The sequence below is a fragment of the Solimicrobium silvestre genome, assembly GCF_002976435.1.
GTDB classification, from domain to species: domain Bacteria; phylum Pseudomonadota; class Gammaproteobacteria; order Burkholderiales; family Burkholderiaceae_D; genus Solimicrobium; species Solimicrobium silvestre.
This window is the reverse complement of record NZ_PUGF01000011.1, coordinates 96994-117487: the sequence shown is the minus strand read 5'-3', so window position 1 is coordinate 117487 and position 20494 is coordinate 96994. Positions and strand designations below refer to the sequence as shown.

The 20494-nt window shown below is 47.5% G+C and carries 11 protein-coding genes; 3 read left to right on the top strand and 8 right to left on the bottom strand.

The window, feature by feature from the left end; genetic code table 11:
* Positions 1 to 7: 7 nt before the first annotated feature.
* Together msbA and dnaE are read right to left on the bottom strand one after the other, a co-directional pair.
* Positions 8 to 1762 carry a lipid A export permease/ATP-binding protein MsbA gene (gene msbA / locus S2091_RS12625; protein ID WP_105532294.1) on the bottom strand — a complete coding sequence of 585 codons (1755 nt, stop codon included), beginning with the start codon at positions 1760 to 1762 and terminating at the stop codon, positions 8 to 10.
* Positions 1763 to 1839: 77 nt separating this feature from the next.
* Positions 1840 to 5295, bottom strand: coding sequence for a DNA polymerase III subunit alpha (gene dnaE, locus S2091_RS12620; protein WP_105532293.1), 3456 nt, complete (start codon positions 5293 to 5295; stop codon positions 1840 to 1842).
* 175 nt (positions 5296 to 5470) lie between these two features.
* Here dnaE and S2091_RS12615 point away from each other — a divergent pair, with 175 nt between their 5' ends.
* Positions 5471 to 6364, top strand: coding sequence for a sulfurtransferase (locus S2091_RS12615; RefSeq protein ID WP_105532292.1), 894 nt, complete (start codon positions 5471 to 5473; stop codon positions 6362 to 6364).
* A 331-nt stretch (positions 6365 to 6695) separates the two neighbouring features.
* Here the strand turns inward: S2091_RS12615 and S2091_RS12610 are convergent, their stop codons facing one another.
* From S2091_RS12610 to S2091_RS12600, 3 genes are all read right to left on the bottom strand, one after another.
* Positions 6696 to 8192 (bottom strand): DEAD/DEAH box helicase, encoded by a 1497-nt coding sequence (locus tag S2091_RS12610; RefSeq protein WP_207769695.1) that lies wholly within the window; start codon positions 8190 to 8192, stop codon positions 6696 to 6698.
* Between the two features lie 206 nt (positions 8193 to 8398).
* On the bottom strand, positions 8399 to 9163 hold the full coding sequence (locus tag S2091_RS12605; protein ID WP_105532291.1) for a sulfite exporter TauE/SafE family protein: 765 nt from the start codon (positions 9161 to 9163) through the stop codon (positions 8399 to 8401).
* A gap of 150 nt (positions 9164 to 9313) precedes the next feature.
* Entirely contained in the window at positions 9314 to 10234 is a 921-nt protein-coding gene (locus tag S2091_RS12600) for a LysR family transcriptional regulator (protein ID WP_105532290.1), read from the bottom strand.
* 137 nt (positions 10235 to 10371) lie between these two features.
* On the opposite strand from S2091_RS12600, the gene S2091_RS12595 reads away from it, so the two are divergent.
* A complete protein-coding gene (locus tag S2091_RS12595) occupies positions 10372 to 11388 on the top strand; it encodes a zinc-dependent alcohol dehydrogenase family protein (protein WP_105532289.1) in 1017 nt (338 codons plus the stop codon).
* Positions 11389 to 11689: 301 nt separating this feature from the next.
* Positions 11690 to 14107, top strand: a complete 2418-nt coding sequence (locus tag S2091_RS12590; RefSeq protein WP_207769694.1) for a putative bifunctional diguanylate cyclase/phosphodiesterase — start codon at positions 11690 to 11692, stop codon at positions 14105 to 14107.
* Between the two features lie 45 nt (positions 14108 to 14152).
* On the opposite strand, the gene S2091_RS12585 is transcribed toward S2091_RS12590, so the two are convergent.
* From S2091_RS12585 to S2091_RS12575, 3 genes are read right to left on the bottom strand one after another with little or no spacing between them, the layout of a single operon-like run.
* Positions 14153 to 15337, bottom strand: coding sequence for an ABC transporter substrate-binding protein (locus tag S2091_RS12585; RefSeq protein WP_105532288.1), 1185 nt, complete (start codon positions 15335 to 15337; stop codon positions 14153 to 14155).
* 37 nt (positions 15338 to 15374) lie between these two features.
* A complete protein-coding gene (locus S2091_RS12580) occupies positions 15375 to 18308 on the bottom strand; it encodes an NHLP bacteriocin export ABC transporter permease/ATPase subunit (protein WP_105532287.1) in 2934 nt (977 codons plus the stop codon).
* Complete coding sequence (locus tag S2091_RS12575) at positions 18301 to 20493, bottom strand: NHLP family bacteriocin export ABC transporter peptidase/permease/ATPase subunit (protein WP_207769693.1); 2193 nt, start codon at positions 20491 to 20493, stop codon at positions 18301 to 18303. Before S2091_RS12575 ends, S2091_RS12580 begins: the two co-directional genes overlap by 8 nt.
* Position 20494 lies beyond the last annotated feature (1 nt).

Below are 20494 nucleotides of genomic sequence, written 5' to 3'. Positions count from 1 at the left end.
CATGCGCCTATTCAACTTCCAATTCTTTAGTAAATTGCAGCTGATGCAAATGCGCATATGTGCCATTTTTTTGTAGCAACTCAGTGTGCGTACCAATTTCGGTAATTTCACCGCCGGTCAACACGACGATCCGATCAGCACGTTCAATAGTGGAAAGTCGATGCGCAATGACCAAAGTCGTGCGGCCTTGGATCAAGCTGTCTAATGCTGCTTGCACAGCACGTTCCGATTCAGAATCGAGCGCTGAAGTTGCTTCATCTAAAATCAAAATCGGAGCGTTTTTATAGATGGCGCGGGCAATCGCTAAACGTTGCCGCTGGCCGCCGGATAAACGTGTACCGTTGTCACCAATTTCAGTTTGCAAACCTAGCGGCAGGTTCTCAATAACGTCTGTCAAATGTGCAGCCTTTACAGCGGCTTCAATCCGCGCTTGGTCCGGATTCTCATCGCCATAGGCAATATTCGCGGCAATCGTGTCGTCAAACAACACCACATTTTGACCAACCATGGCAATCTGGCTGCGCAGACTGGTGAGGGAAATATCGGCCAGATCATGACCGTCCAATTTAATTGAGCCGGCAGTTGGGGTGTAAAAACGCGGCACTAAATTCACCAGCGAAGTTTTTCCACCGCCCGACATTCCAACCAGCGCCACAGTTTCACCGGCATTCACGCGAAGGTTAATCCCCTTCAGGGCGCGTTGTTCCTGACCTGCATAACTAAATTCAGTATTAACGAATTCCAAATTGCCTTTAGCACGACCATCAAGATCAATACCACCCTCGGGCTCAATTGGCGTATCAATTAAATTGAATACCGATTCAGATGCAATCAAACCGCGCTGCAGTGGGCCATTTAAATCAGACAGACGTTTTAGCGGTGCCAATAACAACAGCATGGCGGTAATATACTGAACAAAATCACCGGAGGTAAATTGGTGGCTATGAAACGGCAATAACGATGGACGCATGGCGACCACGATCACAATCGACACCGCCAACGCCGCCACCATTTGAGTAAGTGGTGTAGTAGAGCCCGAGACTACAGTGACGCGCTGGGCATAGCCGCGTAATTTTTCACTCTTAAAACGAAAGCGCCTGTGTTCATATTTTTGTCCGCCAAAAATTCGAATCACCTGACTGGCACGGGTAGCTTCTTCCACCACTTGAGTCAGTTCGCTATTTAAATTCTGTTGATGTTGATTCAAGTGCCGTAACCGCTTACTGGTGATGCGTACCACATAGGCCATCGATGGAATAATCAACAAAGCCACCAGCGTCAATTGCCAGTTTTGGTATATCAAGAACACCATCAGCACAATCACAGTAATCGAATCACGGATTAAGGTATTAATCGATACTTTCACCATCTCGACCACTTGCTGTACTTCGCTCATGATGGTGTTGATTAAGCGACCGCTGGATTCATTTAAATAATAGGCGATGGAGACATTCAAGGTACGCTTGAACATGGCGTCACGTAGATCGCTCAACAGTTTATTGGCGACCCAAGCCATGTAATATTGAGTGCAAAAAGTAAACATGCCGCGAAATAAGAAAATCCCGACTAGCGCGATAGGCACCTGCCAGATTGGCATTGATCTCTCCTCAGAAAAACCATTGTCGGTTAATACTTTTAAAATATACGGAAAAATTGGCTCGGTACATGCAGCACCTATCATTCCCAGCAACGCCAAACCGATCCGTTTTTTATACGGCTTAACGGCATTCGCAAGTCGGGTGTAGTAAGGATTTATGTTCATAGCATTTATGTTCTTTCGTATTATTCTGGTTCTTATAATTGTGATGCAACACGGAAATTCAAGCGGAAGGGGCCAAACTAGCCGTACACAATCGCCACTTTTTCTGGCGATAACAAACCGACTAATTTTTGTTGCAACTCATCGTCAGGATTAACACGCCAGTCGTCAGAAAAACGTAATTCAACTGAAGCCTTTTCGCCTTGGTACTGAACCAATATCGGACAACCTTGCGCATTTAAATGCGGATCCAAGGTACTTTGTAATTGTTTTACATCCATGGTGTTATTAATTTCAATGCGCAAGCCTTGTGCAAACTGAATCCGTGCCTGCGCAATATCCAACACCTTTTCAGCCGTTACCCGCAAACCGCCAGAAAACCGGTCTTCCGATACACGCCCACTCACCGCTAAAAATTCATCTTCTTTAAAGAAGTGTTTGAATTCGTCATACAGCTCGGAATAAATCGTGACATCTTGTGTGCCGGTGCTGTCATCCAGGGTCACGATTAAAATCTTGCCGCGTTGCGTCATTTGGGTGCGCATGGCAGAAATGATACCGGCCATTAAACGGTTGTCACGCGAGGTTTCTAATTTAGATAAAGGAGTACGAATAAATTTACGCACTTCCGGAGCGTAGATAGAAAACAAATGGCCTGATAAATAAAAACCTAGCGCCAGTTTTTCTTCCGAGAGTTTTCTCTTTTCGCTCCAAACGGCAGCTTTTACATAATCGGGTGAACCTGACATGGCAGCATCGTCATCAAACAAACTAACCTGATGCCGTGCGGCTTCCGCTTGCTCGGCGCACTCTATCGCCAAGCCGACACTGGCTAATAACACGCCACGATCTACGCTAAAGCCATCAAAGGCACCAGCGCGAATTAACGATTCAATCGTGCGGCGGTTAACCTGACGTTTATCAACGCGCTTGGTAAAGTCAAACAAATCAACAAACGGCCCATCTTTACGTGCCGCTACAATGTTTTCAATCGCATTTTGTCCCGAACCTTTTACCGCACCTAATCCATAACGGATTTGCGTGGCGGGTTTAGATGGACCAGCTGGATGCCCTACCGGAGTAAACCGGTAGTCAGAATAATTCACATCCGGCGGCAGCAAAGTTAAGCCACACACGTCGATCGCATCTTCTACCAAAATTTTAATTTTGTCGGTGTCATCCATTGCCAATGACAAGTTGGCTGCCATAAACGCGGCGGGATGATGCGCCTTTAAATACGCGGTGTGATAAGCCAGTAAAGCGTAAGCGGCGGCGTGCGATTTATTAAAACCGTAGCCGGCGAATTTTTCCATCAAATCAAAAATTTCGTCGGCTTTTTGCTCGGTCAAACCATCTTTAGCAGCACCGTTACGGAAAATTTGGCGATGCTCGGCCATCTCTTCGGCTTTTTTCTTACCCATAGCACGGCGTAGCAAATCCGCGCCGCCTAGTGAGTAGCCACCGACCACCTGCGCCATTTGCATAACCTGCTCTTGATACACCATGATGCCGTAAGTTTCAGACAAAATGCCTTCGGTACGCGGATCCGGATAATCAAACCGTTCACCGTGCTTACGTTTGCAGAAGTCAGGAATCAAATCCATCGGACCCGGACGATACAACGCTACCAGCGCAATAATGTCTTCAAAACGATCTGGCCGTGCATCTTTCAGCATGCCTTGCATGCCGCGGCTTTCCAGCTGAAATACGGCTACGGTTTTAGCTTTACTGAGTAAGGTGTAAGAAGCTTTGTCGTTGAGCGGTAAGGTCTCTAAATTAAAGCCAGCCAGCGCCGGATCAAGCATCTTGATGTAACGTACTGCCCAATCAAGAATGGTGAGCGTGGTCAAACCCAAGAAATCGAATTTCACCAAGCCAACGGCTTCCACGTCGTCTTTATCGTATTGGGAAACTACGCCCGCGTCGCCACCCTGGGTGTACAGCGGGCAAAAATCGGTGAGCTTGCCTGGTGCAATCAACACACCACCGGCATGCATACCGATGTTGCGGGTAATGCCTTCTACTTGTTGCGCTAAATCGAGGAGTCGTCTTACATCGTCTTCGTTTTCCTGCCGCTCGGCCAACTGTGGTTCTTCTTTAATCGCCTCGGCAATCGTGACCTGTTTACCTGGCCTGAACGGGATTAATTTAGAAATTCCGTCGCAAAAGTTATAGCCAAAATCAAGCACCCGGCCTACGTCACGAATCGCGCCTTTGGCGGCCATGGTACCGAACGTCGCAATCTGCGAAACGGCTTCTTTGCCGTATAAATCTTTGACGTGCTGAATAACCCGGTCGCGCCCTTCCTGACAGAAATCAATATCGAAATCGGGCATGGAAACCCGGTCAGGATTTAAGAAACGCTCAAAAAGTAAATTGTAAGCAAGCGGATCAAGATCGGTAATTTTTAAGGAATACGCGACCAGCGAACCCGCACCAGAACCACGGCCGGGGCCAACTGGTACGCCATTATTTTTGGCCCATAAAATAAATTCTGCCACGATCAAAAAGTAACCCGGGAAGCCCATTTTAATAATGGTGTCGGTTTCAAACTTTAAACGGGATGCATATTTTTCTTGCTGCTTTTCACGCTCGACCGGATCGGGATAGAGCAGCAGCATGCGTTGCTGCAAACCTGTTTGCGCTTCAGAGACTAAAAACTCATCGAGCGTAACGCCTTCCGGTGTTGGGAATAACGGTAATTTGGGCTTGCCTAATTCCAGCACTAAATTACAGCGTTTGGCGATTTCAACCGAGTTTGCCAGGGCACCCGGCAAATCAGCAAACAGCTCCTGCATTTCTGCCTGAGTTTTAAAATACTGATCTTCATTGAAGCGTCTTACCCGACGCCCATTGGCTAAGATTTCGCCTTCGGCAATACAGGTACGCGCTTCATGCGCGGTAAATTCACTGGCATCAATAAATTGCACCGGATGGGTGGCCGCCACAGGCAAACCCAACTCAGCCGCTAACGCCACCGACTGACGCACTTGCGCCGCCATATTCGGTTGATTTGCTCGCTGAATTTCAATATAAAAATGATCAGGGAAAACGCTCGCCCAATGCTGTGCGCAGCGGCGTGCCGCATCCAGATTGCCGTTTTCCAGCGCAATGCCGATGTCGCCAAAATGCGCGCCGGATAAAACAATCAATCCGCCGGGCGGCAAAGCTGCCAGCCATTCGGCGCGGATTTCGGCGCGCCCCAAGTGCTGGTTAGATATCCATGCCTGACTGAGTAATTCGCATAGCTGCAAATAACCGGTGTGATTTTTAACCAGCAATAGCAAGCGGCTCGGCTTGTCGCGCTGCCCATCATTAGTGATCCAAATATCACAACCGGCAATGGGTTTTAATCCTTTACCGCGAGCGTCTTTGTAAAACTTCACCATCCCAAATAAATTACTCAGGTCGGTGATCGCCAGGGCGGGTTGTTGGTCTTTTACTGCGGCCTGAATGGCATCATCGATGCGTACTAATCCATCAACAATGGAGTACTCGGAATGCAGGCGGAGATGTATAAATTGCGGTGTCGTCATAGCGCGCTATTTTACAGTAGGGAACGCCTGCCTAGAATGGGGAATAATAGAAATCTATACATGTTCAAGCCGTAAATTGATTTAGCTCAATTAGAAAGCACTGTTTTGCGTTTATAATGCTGCCTAATCAAGGACTTATCTTCTTAATCTGGCACCATTTTTATTACAGAACACTATGCAGTCAAGCACTCCGCAATACATCAACATCTCCGCGTACAAGTTCATTACTTTTAACGATACGGCAGAAAAACGTCCTGAATTTTTAGCCATTTGCCAACAGCTGAATTTAAAAGGCACCATTCTCCTTACGCCTGAAGGTATTAATTTATTCTTGGCTGGTTTGCGCCATGAGATTGATGGCTTTATGGATTGGTTGCACACTGACCCGCGCTTTAGTGACGTAGTTGCCAAAGAAAGCATTTCCGACAGCCAGCCTTTCACCAAATTACTGATCAAATTAAAAGCCGAAACCATCACCATGCGGATGCCGTTAATACGCCCGGAAGATGGTCGCGCCCCTTTTGTAGCACCGACCACGTTAAAACGCTGGCTGGATCAAGGGCATGACGATACTGGTCGCCCGGTTGTAATGGTTGATACGCGTAATGACTTTGAAGTGGATGTTGGCAGTTTTAACAATACGGTAGATTTCCGCATTAAAAAATTCACCGAATTTCCCGAAGTTATCGCGGCAAATAAAGATGAATTAAACGACAAAACCGTAGTGACGTTTTGCACCGGCGGGATACGCTGCGAAAAAGCGGCCATCCACATGCAAAATGTCGGCTATGAACATGTGTATCAGCTTGAAGGCGGGATTTTGAAGTATTTTGAAGAAGTCGGCGGCGATCATTATCACGGCGATTGTTTTGTCTTCGACTACCGCACCGCGCTCAATCCACAACTAGAAGCTACCGACACAGAACAATGCTACGCCTGCCGCGCGGTTGTCACGCCGCGTGAACAATTATCGCCTTATTACATTCCAGGAAAATCATGTCCGCATTGTAAAAAACAATGCCGTGAAGAGATTACGCCAACAGTAGAAATTGAAGCTAAATTAGCTTAAATTGGTTGAAATTTGATTGTGCTGCAGTTGCTTTTGAAGTTGAAGTTGATTTTGCCGTTGACGTTGCTTTTGACCTACCCCCACTTCTAGTTCGGCCGGTTATTTTACGGATAAATGGATAAGAAAGGTTCGCTGTTTGAGCGCAGCGAGTTTCGAACTTTTCCCATTTATTCGTAAAATAATCGGGGTTTCCGAAATAGCGTGGTCGCCTTTTTTGGGTTACCTTTTTTGGCGACACAAAAAAGGTAACTGGCTGTCGGGCTACCCCCGACCAACAGCCCTCAATTTAATCGCAATAACTGATTAATTTAAGCCTGAGCAATCATACAAACTAACTCTTAGAAAACCCACCCAACAAAGCAGCCCGCTTAGCTGGCTTGCCAGATGAAGAAGTAACAGACGGCTTTTCAGCCACTGGAAGTGTCGATGCAGTCGGTTGATAAGGTTGCAAAAACCAAGGATCAATTTTAGGTGTAGAAGCATAAGAACGCGGTGCAACTCTGCGGTCATTTTTAACCTCAGCACTACCAGAAGACGAACTACGAGCCCCAGAACTACGCGGCTCACGCAAACCATGCGGTTCAAGCTTAGTAGCAACAAAACCAGCCAAATGCAAACGCACAATTTTTTGCTTAATCAGCTTTTCAATATCCGCCAATAACCGCTCATCTTTTTCAGTGAACAAAGAAATTGCATCACCCGTAGCACCAGCACGACCGGTACGTCCAATCCGGTGCACATAATCTTCCGCGTTGTACGGTAAATCAAAGTTAATTACGCAAGGTAATTCAGCAATATCCAAACCACGTGCAGCCACATCGGTTGCGACCAACACTTCAATTTCACCACGCTTAAATGACTCTAACGCAGCCATCCGTTCTTGTTGCGTTTTATCACCATGAATCGCCGCAGCTTTCACGCCGGTTTTAACCAAATGCACGGCCAAACGTGAAGTGCCGATTTTGGTATTTGAAAATACGATCACCTGCTTTAAATTACGCTCACGAATAATAAAACTCACGGCATCGCGTTTTTCTTCTTCTTGAACCTGATACAAAATCTGGGTCACATTTTCAGCGGTTGCATTACTGCGCGCCACTTCAATGGTGAGCGGATTACGTAAAAAAGTCGCTGCCAGTTTTTTAATTTCTTGCGAAAAAGTCGCCGAAAACATCAAGCTTTGACGCGCTTTAGGCAGCAAATTAATGATGCGTTGCAAGTCAGGTAAAAAGCCCATGTCCAGCATACGATCCGCTTCATCCATCACCAAAATTTGCACTTGGCTCAGGTTGATGGTTTTTTGCTGAACGTGATCAAGCAAGCGCCCTGGCGTTGCGATCACAATTTCAACACCAGCTCGTAACGCAGCAGTTTGCGGTGCAATATCAACACCGCCAAACACAACAAGGCTACGCAACGGCGTATGTTTGCAATAGGCTTTGACGTTTTCTGCTACCTGATCAGCCAGCTCGCGCGTCGGCGTCAAAATCAGGGCGCGCACCGGATGCCGTGCAGGCGAAGCACTTGCGTTGGCGTGCGCTAGCAATAACTGAATAATCGGTAAAGAGAAACCGGCCGTTTTACCTGTGCCGGTTTGGGCCGCCCCCATGACATCGCGCCCTTCTAAAACAACCGGAATTGCAGCGGCTTGAATCGGCGTTGGATGCACATATCCTTGATCGGAAAGTGCCCGCAAAATATCATCGGACAAACCAAAATCGGCAAAGCGCACATCAGCCGCGACCTCTGCACTAGACGATGTAGATATAGTTATAGAGCTTAATTCGGTGCTCAATTCAGAATTCAATTCGGACTTAATTTCAGTCATGGTATTTGGCAGGCCTTCCGTGAGTTAAATACAGCGCCAACAACGCGTTGGTAACACCGCATTTTTAAGACAATCAACGGAAAGTAATGGAAGGCGGAAAGCATGGATTATATTACAAATCAATGAGTTATAGCAACCAAGGCAGATTGCTTGTTACAAGTGCTTGCTAAGCCACCCTAGTTACAAGACACAAACAGCTCGAAATATTAGCGCAAGAACAACCACACCGTTAACACAACGCCAACCAGTACCACAAAGCCGCGCAGCAAGCGCTCCGGCAGGCGATGGATTAACCATGAACCGATCAATCCGCCCAGCACGCCTCCCAAGCCAAGCGCCACTACCGCCGCCCAATTAATCATTGGCGAAAATGCAAAAATAGCAACTGCTGACGCATTCATCGTCATCGCCAATGCGTTTTTAGTTGCGCTGGCAGCGCGGACTTGCTGTCCGGCGACAGTCAGCGCGGCCAACATTAAGAATCCAATTCCGCCACCGAAGTAACCGCCATAAATTGCAATGACGCCTTGTATTAACAACAGCACTGAATTCGGCAACTGGCGCGCGGTTGCTGTGGAATGCGGCTGGTAGCCAAAACTGCCCCAGGCAAATGCGGCAGTGGCAAATAACACCAGCCAAGGGACTAAGTTAGTAAAAATGCTGACCGGTGTAGATAGCAGCAATAACGCTCCGAGCACGCCACCAATCAAGCTAACGATAAACAAACTACGAAACGAGAGATGGCCAACGCCACTGACCATTTTACGGCCAGCTATGGCAGTGGTTATTTGACTTGGGAACAGGGCAATCGTCGAACTCATATTCGCCGCCAGCGGATTCAGTCCGGCCAGTAGCAACGCTGGAAAAGTGATGAAAGAACCACCACCCGCCAGCGCGTTTTGCATTCCGGCATATAGACCTGCCAGAGCGATGAGAAGAAGTACTGGAAGAGGTTGGTTCGCGATGATCATTGAGATCCAATAAGGCCATGCTTAGCTGTAGATGCGCCATTTTACACAGTTACTTACACAATTGCCCTGCTTACATATTCCCCGGTTTTAGCGCCAGTTTGGCTCTATTTTTATGCTTTTGGGTATCTGCAAATAAAAATAATAAATAACTCATTCGCAAACATGCTCAAGATGCCCAATCATTCCGGGTATCTCCGCCACCAGCGCATCAATTGCTACCCGGGTTTTAGTCGGCAAATAGTGCGATTTCGGCCACACAGCGTATATTTCAACTTCCAGCATATTGTCATTCATGACCAGTTCCAGCTCACCTGCACGCGAATGTTTTGCCATCAGCCAGCATGGCAACCAGGCTAGTCCAGCACCGGCTATAGCGGCATCAGTAATGGCCTGTAAGTCGTCAAACATTAAACGGATATCAATCTGGGGTTTCTGGATTTGACCCGCACTATCACGCATTAACCATGGTTTGACGCGACCGGAGCGTCCATAAGCGATGCCGACATGCTGCGACAGCTCGTCCGCGCTGCCGGGTTTTCCATATTTGGCTAGATAAGACGGTGCGGCGCAAATGACCATGCGCTGGCTAGACAAACGCCGTGCAACCAGAGTACTGCTATCGGGCAAACTGCCAATGCGTATCGCCAGATCGTAGCCCTCATCGACCAGATCAACAGTCTGGTCATTAAAGGATATTTCTATATCCAGCCGTGGAAACTGATGTGCCAATGCCCGCAAAACGGGCGCCGCGCAATGACGGCCAAACAGCACCGGCACGCTAACTCGCAAACGGCCAATCGGCTCACCTTTACCGCTGTCGAGTGCCAATGCACCTGCACTTAACTCGGCCAAGGCACGCACACAGCGCTCGTAATACGCTTGCCCTTCTTCCGTCAGACTCTGGCTGCGGGTAGTCCGCTGGAATAGCCGTACGCCCAATCGTTGCTCCAATCGTGCAATACTCTTACCCACCGACGAACGGGTAAGTCGCATGCGTTCCGCTGCCAAGGCAAAGCTGCCAGCCTCCGCCGCTTCGACGAAAGCACTAATACCGTTTAAACGATCACTCATCATTGATTCCAATTACGCTACAAACTTGTTAAATAATATCGCCACTGTGGATTTATTGGATACGATATGATAGCAGTCAATGTCGAAGTGAGTGCAACAATCATGTTGATCCACCTATCGGCTTACAGGAGATGTCAATGCAAGCTTACCAAATTAAAGCAGGTCAACAGATCGCCGGACTTGAAGTGGTTCAACGCACTCTTTCCGCGCCAACTGGGCACGAAGTGCAAGTGCGGATACATGCCGTTTCGCTCAACTATCGCGACTTAATGATCGTCAACGGTAGTTACCGCGTTACCAGTGAGAACCCCGTCATTCCTTGCTCCGACGGCGCTGGTGAAGTTATCGCGGTTGGTGCGCAAGTGACGCGCTTTAAAGTCGGTGATCGGGTTGCCGCGTCGTTTTTCCCAGAGTGGATCAACGGTAATCCAACGACGCAAAATACAGCCGGAGCACTCGGCGCTGCTGTTAATGGCATGTTGGCGGAAGAAGTGATCTTAAGTGAAGATGCCTTAGTCGCCATACCGAAACATCTTACCTACGTGGAAGCCGCCACAATACCCTGCGCTGGCGTCACAGCATGGAATTCATTATTCGTCGAAGGTGGGCTAAGAGCAGGCGATAGCGTACTGCTACTCGGCACTGGCGGCGTATCCATCTGGGCGCTACAGCTAGCCAAAGCGGCTGGTCTGCGCACTATTATTACGTCATCCAGCGATGAAAAACTGGAACGCGCCCGCAGCTTGGGTGCATCGGCAACCATCAACTATAAAACTACGCCTGAGTGGCAAGATGAAGTCTTGAGGCTAACCGACGGAAAAGGGGTTGATCTGGTATTAGAAGTGGGCGGCCAAGGCACGCTGCCACGCTCAATTACCAGCGCCCGAATGGGTGGCAAGGTTGCCATTATCGGAGGTGTCAGCGGTTTCGGCGGTGAAGTTAATCCTGCGGCATTAATTGGGTCAGTAAAACGATTAGCCGGCATTTTCGTCGGTAGCCGCAGCATGTTTGAAGACCTCAATAAATTTTTAAGCGTGGTCGAAATACATCCCGTCGTTGATCGGATCTTTCCTTTTCTACAGGCACGCGAAGCCTTCACACATCTAGAAAAAGCGGCACACTTTGGCAAGGTGGTGATTGAAGTTCGTCAATAAAAGAAGTGACATCACAGCAATAGTCAGACCGAAAAAATGAAACCGCCCGCTAAACTCAGCGGGAGGTTTTTCTTGCCTTCTTGCTTAACAGATTTGAATATCCTAGACTGCTTTTAGCACAGTTACCTGCGAGTGCCAGTGTAACAATACAAAGATAAGCCATTTTACGCAGTATTGCCAAAAACAAATCAAAATGACCATGAATATGGTCGTTGCCATTAAGTAGGCTTAACAACAGACTCAAACGGACTGCGGCATAAAATACCACTATTCGCTAGTTGCACTAAAACAAATTTTTCCTATGCCTAAAAAATTGGCTATGCGCAACACCACGATTAGCCATGTCTATCTGATCATTGCCATGTTTGTTGCAATGATCATTACCCTTACCTTCCTGATGCAAATTCAGATGAATGCCTTAATGGCTGTTCGCGCCTATATCGGTGGAGCGGGGGTTTGGGCCAAAGCGCAAAAAGAGGCAATTCTTAGTCTTGAACATTACGCGTTAACGCATGACGAAAACGATTACCAAAACTACCAGCGTTCAATCCAGATACCAATCGGCGACTTGCAGGCTCGTATTGCACTGCAAAAACCCAATCCAGATCTGGCTATGGCGCGTGAAGGTTTTCTCATTGGGGGCAATCATCCTGAAGATATCGAATCCATGAGTGATTTATTCCTCAGATTCCAGAATTTTTCATTCATGACCGAGGTGATCAAATCCTGGACTACCGGCGATAAATTGATTGCCGAATTAAATGAGGAGGCCGAAAAATTACATCAAGACATAAGCTCGCACTCAATTAACTCTGACACTGTTCATACCTTCATGATCAGGACGAACATCATTAACCAGCATTTAACTGAGCAAGAAAATTTGTTCTCGTCCACTCTGGCGACGATATCGCGCTCCGCCAGTCATGCTTCGCGTAATTTCAGCTACACCATTGCACTGCTGTTTACCTTGCTTGGCGTGGGCATCTCGTGGACCATCATCGCCCGCATTCGCGCTATCGATACCGTACTGCATAACAGCGAAGCTTACCTGCGCATTGCCGCCACAGCCTTTGAATCGCAAGAAAATTTGATCATCACAGATGCCAATGAAGTGATCTTGCGCGTCAACAAAGCATTTACGGAAAATACCGGTTATTCAGCTGAGGAAATAATCGGGCAAACACCGCGCTTACTTAAATCAGGACGCCACCCGCCCGAGTTCTATAAAGAGATGTGGGAAACGATACAACTGAAAGGAGCATGGCAGGGAGAAATCTGGGGGCGTCGCAAGAATGGGCAAATCTATCCTAAATGGCTCTCCATCTCGGCGGTCAAAGGGGCCGGTGGACATATCACGCACTATATTGGATCGTATATCGACATCACCGAGCGCAAGGAAGCTGAAGAAAAAATCAAGTACATTGCATTCCACGATCACCTGACCAATTTACCAAACAGACGTTTGCTACTTGATCGGCTTCAGCAAGCATTAACCTCCAATGCGCGTAGTGGCAGAAAAGGTGCTTTGCTGTTTATTGACCTAGATAATTTCAAGGATCTCAACGATACGCTAGGCCATGACACCGGCGATTTGTTGCTGCAACAAGTCGCACAGCGACTGGAAGCCAGCTTCCGCGAAAATGATACGGTTTCCCGCATGGGCGGCGATGAGTTTGTGGTGATGCTGCTAGATCTGAGCGAACACCACATGGAAGCTGCAACGCAAACTGAACTAATCGGCGAGAAAACCCTGGCTATTCTCAGTCAACCTTACCAGTTGGATAAATATGAATTAACTTGCACCGCGAGCATAGGCATCACTTTATTTGACGGTAACGATCAGATGAAAGACGAGTTGATGAAACAGGCCGACATTGCCATGTATCAGGCAAAAAAAGCTGGGCGCAATACCCTGCGCTTTTTCGACAATCAGATGCAGGACGCGATCACTATCCGAACAAAGCTTGATACCGAATTACATAAGGCATTGGAGAGCCAGCAATTCCAGTTGTATTACCAAATTCAAGTGGACAACGCGCGCCGCCCAATCGGTGCCGAAGCATTAATCCGCTGGCAGCATCCTACGCGTGGCGTGGTATTCCCTGGAGAATTCATTGCGCTTGCCGAAGAAACCGGCTTGATATTACCAATCGGAAAATGGGTATTGGACACGGCTTGCGCCCAGATCAAAGCATGGCAAAACGATGCGTCAACACAGGCTCTGGTTCTGGCGGTAAACGTCAGTGCCAACCAATTCCGCCAGGCTGATTTTGTCAGTCAGGTACAAACCTGTGTTCAACTCCATGCTATTAATCCGATGCTACTCAAATTGGAACTGACGGAAAGCCTGATGCTTAAAGACGTTGATGACACCATCGTTACCATGAATTCATTGAAAGAAATTGGCGTTCAGTTGTCCCTGGATGACTTTGGCACCGGCTATTCGTCACTGCAATATCTCAAGCGGCTCCCTTTTGATCAGATCAAAATTGACCGATCCTTTGTGCGCGATATCGCCACCGATCCCAACGACGCCGCCATCGTGCAAACCATCATCGCGATGGCTAAAACATTGGGATTAAACGTCATCGCGGAAGGAGTCGAAACTGAAGAGCAGCGTGAGTTTCTTAATTTAAGAGGTTGTTACGCATACCAAGGTTATTTGTTTGGAAAACCTGTCCCGCTTGAGCAATTCGAGGCAATGCTTGAGCTGGCATGAGAGTGATGTTATCTGCTTCCCAGACTTTCTGAAATTTTTATTTTTTCAATCAGCAGTAGGCCAGGTAGTAACAGTACGCGGTGGCGTTATTTCAAAATAAACGAATTTACCCTGATTTACTTCAGCCTTGGCCAAACGCTTCCCGACCAAATCGCCCTTTTCGTTGAAGGTATACATGCCGGTTACACCGGACCAGTTTTTAGTAGCGCGCATGGCTTCAGCCGTTTTGGCAGGTACTTCACTATGTGCGACATCAATGGCATGCGCCACCAATTTAAGCGTGTCGTAACCTGCCGCAGCACTGCTGTCTGGCTCCACACCAAATCGTTTCTGATAGCGCTCGACAAAACTTTGAACCTCGGGGCGCGGATCTACAATGTTAAAAAGGGAAAACACCACAGTTCCTTCGGCACTTTTTCCACCTAGTTTAATTAAGTCTGCCGAATCCATTCCATGCCCGCCAAAAATGGGTACCGTAATTCCTGCCGCACGTGCTTCACGCAATATTTGCCCGCTTTCCGGTAATGAGCCAATTAAAAATATGGCGTCCATTTTTAAAAATAAAGCCCAATCCTTAAAAATAGCGGCATGATTATCGGCATTCATATTATAGGAACGACGATCTACCACATTGATGCCGAGCTCATTGGCGCGTTGCTCAAAAAAATTGGCGAGGTCAATACCGTATTCATTTTTAATGTAATAGATAGCAATTCGCTTATACCCTTGCGATACTGCATAGTCGCCAATCTGGCGTGCCTGTTCGCGGTTACCCGGTAGGCTTCTGAAGATTAATTTCCCACCATCTTCAAACATTTTCTGTCCACTTGCTCCTGGTGTAATCATCAATAATCCAGCCTGTTCATATATTTGTGATGCAGGCTCGGTAATGTAAGAATTAAGATGCCCAATGACTGCCGCGACATCAATGTTATTGGCAATCTCTTGCGCGACCAACCGGCCTTTTGATAAGGAAGCTTCATCATCTTTTACAAGAAGAGTAATATTTTTCCCACCCAAAACACCACCGCTACTATTGATTTCAGTGCGAGCTAATTCAATACCGTTGAGTAGCGATGTTTTCGCGGAATTCATGGGCCACGCAACGGCAATGGTAATATCCTTACCCGGTTGAGCCAGATGCTCAGCGCGTTGTTGCGCCAGATTGAGTTTGTCACATCCAACCAGGGACAACAAAATGAGCAGTAATACTAAAAAAAACTTACGCATGTTGTATCCAATATGTGGTTCGTTGAAACCAATAAAATTATAGTGTCTGGCGTTTGGCCAATTCAGCAAACAAACCTTCTTGCTGCATCAACACAGCATATGAACCGCTTTGCACAATCCTGCCCTTTTCCAGAACATAAATCTGGTCAGCATTAATAATAGTACTTAGTCGATGAGCGATAACGATACGGGTAGCCCTTAACTGTTCCATGCTGGCGCTGACTGTGGCCTGAGTCTGGTTATCTAAGGCACTGGTGGCTTCATCAAAATAAATAATTTTTGGTTTATTGACGATAGCTCTTGCAATCATCAGGCGCTGGCGCTGCCCACCCGATAAAGTTCCGCCACCATCACTGACCAGCGTCTGCATCCCCATTGCCATTGCTTCAATATCCCGGTCCAGGCCGCAGGCTTTGGCTGCTTCCCAGGCGGCATCACTCCCCAAAGTGGTGGAGCCCACGATATTCGAAAAAATATCGCCATCCATCAGTTGCCCGCCTTGCAAAACGACGCCCAGCTGACGTCTTACTGCGCCGATGTTGATATCACCCAGATTTTTCCCGTCATAATAAATCGCACCTTGTGAGGGAGTTTCAAATCCGAGCATAAGTCGCAACAGCGTTGATTTACCTGATCCTGATGCGCCAACCAATGCTACAAATTCACCCGGTTTAACACTAAACGACACATCATCAAGCACCGGTGGTAAATCAGGGGAGTAGGAAAAACTCACATTACTTAACTCAATAGCTCCACGCAATTCACCCGGATACGCTTTATTTTGATCCACTTCCGGGACTGTTTCCATAATAGGGCGGGTACGCTCATAGGTTGACATGATATTCAGTAGATCGGTACTAATACGCACCAGGTTCATCGTCGCACCGAGAAAAATAGCGAAGGTAGAACTAAAAGCGATGAATTCGCCCGTACTTAAATGTTGGTGATTATCTGCTCCAGCCACAGGCGCAATCCAGACAAAAATAACGATCATCGCCAGCAAAGGGAAAACAGCACTGAATGTGCCGCCAATATTGCCCCAGCCAGAGGCACGCATAAGCAGACGGCGCTGCATCACAAAACTGGTGGACCAGTTACTGAACGCCCTTGATTCGGCACCAGTAATACGCAGTTTAGCGATGCCGTTCAAATACTCCAGCACCATCCCGGAAATCTTGCCGTTTTTATCAGCCGCTTCGCGGGTCAGGCGCGCCGTAACACGCCCCACTAACAGATTAAATCCAATGGCTGCGAGTACCAAAATAATTGCAACAACGCCCAGTTTTATATCGTAATAAAACAGCAGGCAAACATTCAAGGCCGAAAACAAACTACTCAAAATGGACGAAATCACCGTTCCCGATAACGCTTGCCTGATTTCGTTAATACCGTTAATTCTGGTGGCCAGATCACCGGCGGAGTAATCCCGAAAAAAAGGCACGGGCAGTTTTAGTACCCGATCCCAAACAGCTGCCTGAAGATCACAACTGGCTTTACCCTCAATCCGCAATAGCACCATGGCCTGAGTCACTTCAAAGAGCAATGTGACTAAAATCGTCGCAAACAAAATCATCAGAATTTGCATCATCTGACCAAAATCAGCCGCAGGAAAAGCCTGATCAAATAACACGCCACTGGCGATCGGTATGCCCATACCAAGTGCCGCGCTCACCAAACTAATTGCGGCAATAATTATAAATTCGCGTCCAAAACCGCGCGTAATAAACTGTATGACATCTTTTAAGATTAATGATTTATGCGGCAAACTGGTATAAAACATATGCGCAAAAATCACCAGTTGAGCTGAAAATTGAGCATCAACTTTAGTCCGCTGACCACTGACCGGATTGACTGCTTCATACCCACCACCGCGAACCGGCATCAAAGCGAGCGGCTCTTTATCAGACTCTAAAAAACCCAGCAAAGCTCCACTATCGACTTTCCACCATGCGCCTTTCAACGCCACCACTCTGGTACGTACATGCGACGCATTAGCGATATTCTGAACCAAATTACGGTGCACTCCACCGACCGGCGGCGCTACAAACGTAATATTCAGGGATTTGCCAATAATCTGGCAGGCATTCAGCAAGCGATCCTTACTGCTGCTGGAAAAACTCTCTTGATACTGTTTTTGAAATAAAGAGGCAAAGCCACCCAGTGCATCGGACATGGCCTGACTATCAATGCTGGTTTTGGTTTGCAAACGTAACAGCTCATCCGCTTCATTTTTTTTCTTGTTCTCGATGGTGGCATGTATCAGGCTTAAAAATAACGAATCCAAGCCATCCAACAACATATCGAGGCTAACACCTTGCTCCCTTGCCTCTTCCAAACTATAACAATGTACCTGCGTCGCGGTGGGAAGATGAATTGCAATACTCATCGGCGCAGGTAAGCATGCGTGAAGGTGCATCAGTTCGTGTTCACTCGCGTCGTGAATCGCGTAAACCATTGGCCCACTGACAGAACTTAACCATAATCCTGATGCGCCGGCGCAGACTGTTAGTGCCGTATCCGCTGCCACGTATTCATCATTTGGATAGACAGATAGGCATTCGCTGCTAAGCTTTTCATGCGGAATCAATGACAAGTTATGCGCGAAAGCATCCAGCAACGCTAACTGATTACATCCCTGCACAGTTTGCTCAAACATCCGAGTTAAATCATCACGCTCTATAACCCGATAGCGGCAATCGGCCATCGGAACCGCCAGCAAACCATAACCAAGATCAGAAGCGAGTCTGGGAAAAGCCACTAATTGCCCGACACCAGTCGTAAACAAATAGATCCTGGCACCAGGTTCTAATTCAGCATTAAGCGGCACCATAAACAGGTCGATGCTACCGTGCTCAACTAACCAGACTGAACGATCAGCATGCACCAGGCGAGCGCCGGCTGAACCGAGACTACCTAACTCAGAAATAGCCGTTAAAGGCGTTTCCAGGGTATCTGTTTGCTCATTACTCATTTGAAATTAACCTTGCATAATGGCCGTTTAATTCGATTAAATCCTGGTGAGACCCACGCTCCATTACCACGCCTTTGTCGAGAAGAATAATTTCATCACAATCACGAATTGCACTTAAACGATGCGCCACAACCAGACAACTGCAACCGCGCCGCCTCAAATTATTTTCAACGATTTTTTCGGTAAGTGGATCCAAGGCGCTGGTTGCTTCATCTAAAATCAGTAGCCGTGGATTAGAACTTAATGCGCGTGCAATTTCCAAACGCTGACGTTGTCCGCCGCTAAAATTACCGCCACCTTCTGCCACCACGCTGTCGTAGCCGCCGGGTCGGCTTGAGATGACATCATGAACACAAGCATCCCGGGCAGCATCTACCACCACCTTGTGCGGAATCGTCGTATCCCACATATTCAGATTTTCTCGAACCGTACCGGAAAAAATGCAAATATCCTGATCAACCGCCGCCACTGAATTTAATAATTGTTGACGCGGCCATGCGTTACGGGGTTTGCCATCAAATAAAATACTGCCCTCCCACGGCTCACATAAACCAATCACTAATTTTGACACGGTGGATTTCCCACAGCCGGAAGCACCCACCAAAGCGATCCGTTGCCCCGGTTGCAGCGTTAAACTGAAATTTTTTAAAAGCGGTGGTTCAAGACGGCTATACCCAAAAGTTACATTGCGTAATTCCAGGTGCCCTTCCAATTTGGCGCAAAGCAGATTTTCGGCATTTTCCTCAACCGCAGTGATATTTTCAACCGGGCTCCGCATCACATCATCGAGCCGGTCCATATCGCCCTGAAAGCCCTGCATTTTCCCCGACAACGCAACCAAGGCATTCACCGGATTAACAAAACTTTGCGCCAGCGCCTGAAATGCAACCAACATCCCGATACTCATCCCGCCTTGCATGACACGCATCCCACCGATACCCAGAATGAATATCGAGCTCACCCCCGTCAAGAACTTGGGAATCAGGTTCAAAATAATAGAGGTACGATTCATCTGCTGCATCGAATTCGTTAACCGCGCCTGATAACCAGCCCAGCGTGTAAAAAAATCCGATTCAGAGCCGGAAGCTTTGAGCGTTTCTATTAGTCTCAACCCATTCATCGACGTACCGATAACCTTGCCGCGATCAATCGCCATACGCTGATTTAATTCGATTTGACGCACCGCGACAAAACGCATGACGACAACATTCAACAGAACAACAGCCACCGTAACCAGCGTCATGCTCACGTCATAAAACAGCATCATCGAAGCAAAAAAAGTGGCTGTCATCAAACTCAATACTGCACCGACCAGATCTTCCGACAAAATATTCGCTATCCGCTCACTAATCGCCAACCTGGATCCGATATCCCCTGCCGAGCGTTGCTGATAAAAGCCGACAGGCAAGCGCAATACATGCCAAAAAAAACGAGCCGACGTACTCAGTGCAATCTTGGCATCCAGCTTAATCAGGTAATATTTTTGCAACCAGGTCAGCAACGCCAACAAAACCGAAGTCAGCAACATACCGCTTAGTAAAGGAAACAACCAACTCTGCAAGCCTCCGATCAACACCCGATCAATGAACACGGAACTAAAAATCGGGATCACCAAACCCGGAATGACCAACGACAAACCAATCAGTATCAAATAGATCAACCCTTGCCGCGTTCCCCCCAAACGTTGTCTCAATGAGCGAAACAAATTAGGAGGTCGACCCGATGGGACAAATGCCGGCCCCTTCTCAAACGCCAGCACAATACCGGTAAACGACTGATCAAATTCTTCCGCATCAATTCGTCGGCGACCTAAACCAGGGTCATTAACCAGAACCGTATCGCCTTCAAATCCATCCACCACGACGAAATGGTTAAAGTTCCAAAAAATAATCATGGGCAGCGACATAGTGCGCAACTCGGCAGGCTCTTTTCGAAAGCCGGTAGCCAGCAAACCGTATTTGCGCGCCGCATTGACTATATGACTGGCTCGACTACCGTTGCGTGAAACGCCACAAGACACACGCAATTCTTCCAGCGATAAATATTTTTTGTAATGCGCCAAAATCATTGCCAACGATGCGGCACCGCACTCAACCGCTTCTAATTGAAAGATAAGCGGCGTTTTGCTGCGTTGCTTGCTAAATTTGGTGCGCAATGTCATTGCTAACTGTCGGAAATTGATCATA

Bases quoted from the DNA above. Each gene is read 5' to 3' on its own strand.
- msbA (WP_105532294.1), bottom strand. From the start codon at position 1,762: ATGAACATAAATCCTTACTACACCCGACTTGCGAATGCCGTTAAGCCG.
- dnaE (WP_105532293.1), bottom strand. From the start codon at position 5,295: ATGACGACACCGCAATTTATACATCTCCGCCTGCATTCCGAGTACTCC.
- S2091_RS12615 (WP_105532292.1), top strand. From the start codon at position 5,471: ATGCAGTCAAGCACTCCGCAATACATCAACATCTCCGCGTACAAGTTC.
- S2091_RS12610 (WP_207769695.1), bottom strand. From the start codon at position 8,192: ATGACTGAAATTAAGTCCGAATTGAATTCTGAATTGAGCACCGAATTA.
- S2091_RS12605 (WP_105532291.1), bottom strand. From the start codon at position 9,163: ATGATCATCGCGAACCAACCTCTTCCAGTACTTCTTCTCATCGCTCTG.
- S2091_RS12600 (WP_105532290.1), bottom strand. From the start codon at position 10,234: ATGAGTGATCGTTTAAACGGTATTAGTGCTTTCGTCGAAGCGGCGGAG.
- S2091_RS12595 (WP_105532289.1), top strand. From the start codon at position 10,372: ATGCAAGCTTACCAAATTAAAGCAGGTCAACAGATCGCCGGACTTGAA.
- S2091_RS12590 (WP_207769694.1), top strand. From the start codon at position 11,690: ATGCCTAAAAAATTGGCTATGCGCAACACCACGATTAGCCATGTCTAT.
- S2091_RS12585 (WP_105532288.1), bottom strand. From the start codon at position 15,337: ATGCGTAAGTTTTTTTTAGTATTACTGCTCATTTTGTTGTCCCTGGTT.
- S2091_RS12580 (WP_105532287.1), bottom strand. From the start codon at position 18,308: ATGAGTAATGAGCAAACAGATACCCTGGAAACGCCTTTAACGGCTATT.
- S2091_RS12575 (WP_207769693.1), bottom strand. From the start codon at position 20,493: ATGATCAATTTCCGACAGTTAGCAATGACATTGCGCACCAAATTTAGC.